General features: G+C 60.1%; 3 protein-coding genes. All 3 read left to right on the plus strand.

What is annotated here, in order from left to right:
• Nucleotides 1-133 precede the first annotated feature (133 nt).
• The 3 genes from HMPREF2944_RS03590 (at nucleotide 134) to HMPREF2944_RS03600 (ending at nucleotide 4433) form a co-directional block, all read left to right on the plus strand.
• Entirely contained in the window at nucleotides 134-988 is an 855-nt protein-coding gene (locus HMPREF2944_RS03590; protein ID WP_070680574.1) for a hypothetical protein, read from the plus strand.
• A gap of 196 nt (nucleotides 989-1184) precedes the next feature.
• Entirely contained in the window at nucleotides 1185-2375 is a 1191-nt protein-coding gene (locus tag HMPREF2944_RS03595) for an efflux RND transporter periplasmic adaptor subunit (RefSeq protein WP_070680577.1), read from the plus strand.
• 9 nt (nucleotides 2376-2384) lie between these two features.
• Complete coding sequence (locus HMPREF2944_RS03600) at nucleotides 2385-4433, plus strand: ABC transporter ATP-binding protein/permease (protein WP_070680579.1); 2049 nt, start codon at nucleotides 2385-2387, stop codon at nucleotides 4431-4433.
• Nucleotides 4434-4481: the final 48 nt, after the last annotated feature.

The raw sequence follows: 4481 nt of genomic DNA on the forward strand, positions 1-4481 counted from the left end.
CCCCCCTTGCCTCCCCCCCCCCGGCGCATAGTAGGCTAGTGTTCAAATCATCTTCTCTCAAGGGCAAACAACGAAGAGCCCCCTGAACGAGCGGACAAAGATGCAGCTATATTTCACGAGGAAGTGCCCACTTATGCGTCGACAGAACACCCTACGAACCCTCGCCGGGGCTCTACTCCCGCTGACCCTGGTGCTTAGCTCCTGCGCGTCCGGGCAGCCCAGTGCCGACTCCTCGGCGTCCGCTAACGCTGAGAAGGCGTATAGCGCCTCCAAGAACCCTGATAGTCAAGCTATCGAAAAAGTAGAGAACCTCGCCTCACTTTCTGACAACGTTGTTCGTGCCTACCAGCGCTCCCTGAGCCAGTGCATGGCTGAACGAGGTTTCCCGAACTACAAGGTTCCTGCCGGAGAAACTGAAATCCCGCTGCTTCTGCAGGCTGATCTTGAACCTCTCACCGTTGCGGACGCCCGCGCTCGCGGATACGAAGAGCGCTACTCTTTGGCTACTACAGCACTGGAAGAGCAGAGCCGTACTATGAGCGAAGCCGAAATGCAGGCTCTAAACGGCACCGAAGGAAAGGGTGGTTGCCAACAAGAAGCCACCCGCGCAGTCTTCGGTTCAGAAGAATCCCGTGCGACCATAAAAAAGGTCAACGTCACTGCGGTTCACTACCTTAACAACGACGCAATCTTCAAAGACCTTGGGCCCGCCACCGAGAAGTGGGCACAGTGTATGAAGGAACGCTTCGGGGGAGACTACACCACGCCGGTTATGGCTCGCGAACAGTACCGCCAGAACAACCAAGACACCCACGAACTGGCAATCAACGATGCGACCTGCCGTGAAGCAACCGGGCTGGATGCCGAACAACGAAAGATTGCTATCGCTTACCTGAGTTCTTTCCTCGAAAAGGAGCAGGGCCTCATCGAGCAGGTGACCACCGCCAAGAAAACTGCTGAAGAGAACGCCCGAAAGATTCTGAGCTAATCCTGCGGACTAATCAGACCGGACTAACCAGGAACAGGCGTATAGAGTAGCTACAACAGCTACACCTCGTCACAGCGTATTGTGCCCGGCACGTATCCCCGTGCCGGGCACAAACTAACCCCACACGGCATCGCCGCCTAAGCCCAAACGGCACAGACAACAGCGTTCCCACACGCGCACCCAAAGAAGGGACACCATGAGCGCCACCCCCACCCGCCAGAAGAAAACCCTCTGGCTCTACGGCATTATCGCCCTGCTCCTCATCATCACTGTCGGCACGCTCATCAGCGCCCAAAACATCAAAACCACCGCCCAGAAAGACGCGGAAGCGGCACCCCCGGACCCCTCCACCATCACCGCCACGGTCACCCGCGAGAAACTGCGCACCACCGTGCCCCTGACCTGCACCGCGAACTACGCCACCTCAACCCCGCTACGCTACAGCGGTGAAGGACAGTACACCGCAATCACCATCAAACACGGTGACACCGTCGGCAACGGCACCCTCATCGCAGAAGTCAACGGTGAACCTCTTATCACCCTCACCGGCGGCTTCGCACTCTATCGCGATCTCAAACTCGACGATAGCGGCCCCGACGCCGCACTCCTCAACGAGGCACTGACCGCCATGGGACGTCAGGGCCCGCAGCCCGCGCGCATCACCGAAGACACCTACGAGGCTCTCAACAACCTCCTCGACAGCCTCGGCTACGCGCACGTCAAGACTGACCAGCCTATTCCCGCCCGCTACTTCCTCATCATCAGCCGTGCCGGAGTCGTCACCGGCAACCCCCGCGCAACCGGCGCTATCGCAGATGGTCCCGTAGCCACCATCGCAGAAGGTAGCAAGACCCTCAGTTGCACCGGAACCACCGGCAGGCTCACCCCCGAAGCCCGTAGCGGTCAGAAGGTAACCGTGCCCTCCCTCGGCGATACTGAGTACGTCGCAACCCTCGGATACAAGAACACCTCCGAGGCCGCCGGTGCCGCAGGCAACAGCCAGGCCGGTCGCCAGGCCAATGGCGCAGAAGGTGCGGCTGGCTCCAACCTCAACGGTGCAGCCGGTGGGGCAGGAAGCACCGAAGGGGAACGCATCCTCACCCTCGACGTAGGGGATAAAGCGGACAGCCTCCGAGGCGCCGTCAACGCGGAACTCACCCTCGAAGAAACCCCCGAAGCGCACCTGGTCGTGCCCTCATCGGCGCTCTACACCCGTGACGGACAGACCCGAGTCATCGTGCTCAGCCCCGAAAGCTCCAACGGATCGAAGGCCCGCGAAGAACGCGAGGTAACCGTTACCGTCATCAGCAACGCCAACGGCAAGAACGCCGTCACCGGTGACCTGCACGAAGGCGACAGCGTCAAAATCATGCGCGAGAAAAAGTAGGGAGTAGCCATGACTGACTCCCGCGCCGCTCACGCGCACCCACTAGCCTATAGCGTCAATATTCAGGGAGTGTCCCAGCACTTTATGCAGGGTGACACTCGAATTGACGTGCTCAAAAATATTGACCTGAAAGTCCGCTACGGAGAAGTCGTAGCAATCCTGGGACCGTCCGGTAGCGGCAAATCAACCCTGCTGAACATCCTCGGTCTGCTCAGCACGCCCGCCTCCGGCAGCTACCTGCTGGACGGTACAGACACCGCAACCTTCACCGCGGCACAGCGAGCTGAAGCGCGCCTGGACAGCATCGGTTTCGTCTTCCAAGCGTTCCACCTCATCGAGCATAAGAACGTGTACCGCAACGTTGAGCTACCGCTCATCTACCGTGGCGTACCTAAAGCGGAACGAACGCAACGTGTTGCGGATACTCTCGCCCTGCTGGGGTTGAGCCACCGGACGGATGCGCCCATCACCACTCTCTCCGGCGGTGAAAAGCAGCGTGTGGCTATTGCGCGTGCGCTCATCGGGGAACCGGCGTTGCTGCTCTGTGATGAGCCGACCGGCTCGCTGGATGAAGAGCTCACCCGTGAAGCCATTGATCTGCTCCGCGAATGTACGGGTGACCAGCAAAGCACGATTGTGATTACTCACGACCCGCTCGTGGCTGAGCACTGCGACCGGGTGCTACGTATGCACGAGGGGCAGCTCATCGAGCAGGATGCACCGCGGCAGGAAGAAACGACCACCCGCGCGTCTCTGAACCTGCCTAGCTTTACTGAGGAACAAGCCTCTAAGCCGCAGAGCAGTGGGCGTGCACCCTGGGCGCTCGCCTCCCTCAAAGAAGCGTGGGACGCTACCGTGCACCGGGTGCGGCGCAATATCTTCACCATGCTTGGTGTGGTTCTGGGTATCGCTTCGCTCGTACTGACCGTTGGTCTGACTGCCACCATTTCTGGGCAGTTGGCTGACAGCTTCGACATTTTTAGGGCTAAGCACCTGACGATAAGCTCGACCCGAACTGAATCCATGAGCCGTACTGAACTCTTGAGCCTGGCGGCAAGTGAGAACTACCGGCGCGTTAGTCAGCTGAACGGAGTGACCGGTACCGCGCTGGTGGATCAGCTGGATGAATCCGCGGATATTCAGCGCGGTCCAGACAACTTCGGTGAGCGCGGCGCGAACGTGACCGCTGCCGTTCTTGCGGCAACGCCCAGCGTCTTTAGCGTGCAGGGTCATGAACTGGTGTGGGGTCGCACTTTCGACGAGGGGCATGTGGAGCGGAACGATAAGGTCGTGGTGCTCAGCGAAAGCGTGATGCGTCAGCTTGCGCTGCCCTATAGCCCCGGAGTTACGGTCTATATTCACGATGAGCCGTACACCGTCATCGGTGTGGTGCGGGAGAATCCCTCGCTAACTCTGTCGTACGGTTCGGTCTACTTGCCGCTTGGCGCGAAGCCTGGTGCCGATGTTGAAGAAGCGCAGCCCGCTACCGGTGGTGGCGCCGCTGCGCCGCAGACCGGTAAACGCTCCACTCAGATTGTGGTGAGCACTGTTGCCGGTGCCGCAAACCAGATTGCGGAGGAAGCACCGTACGCGCTCTCGCCGGAACGTCCCGCCCTGTATAGCGTGAGTGTTCCGCCGGAGCCGAAGACCCTTCGTGAGGCTGTCGACCAGCAGCAACGCACCATGCTTCTTGCCATGAGCGTTATTACCCTCGTAATTGGTGCGATGGGCATTATGAACACGTTCCTGGTCGCGGTGATGGAGCGCCGCCGTGAGGTGGGTTTGCGTCTGGCTATTGGTATGCGCCCTTCGGGTATTCTGCTGCAGTTCTCGGCGGAGGCGCTGCTGACCGGAATCCTGGGCGCGGTGGCTGGTATTGTGCTGGCGGTTAACGGCATTTCGATTGTGTCTTTGCTGAACCGTTGGACGCCGATTATTAGTGCCGACACTATTCTGCTGGGCCTGGGCGCTGGCGCGCTGGTTGGTGTGTTGGCTGGTCTGTACCCGGCGGCGAAGGCTTCGCGTATTGACCCGGCACAGACCCTGGCGGCAGGCTAGTCGTTGAGGAAGGCGTGGAGGGGCGGTGTCGTCCGTAGTGACATCAGG

Origin of the sequence: Rothia sp. HMSC072E10 (assembly GCF_001813965.1) — a bacterium.
Lineage (GTDB): Bacteria > Actinomycetota > Actinomycetes > Actinomycetales > Micrococcaceae > Rothia > Rothia mucilaginosa_A.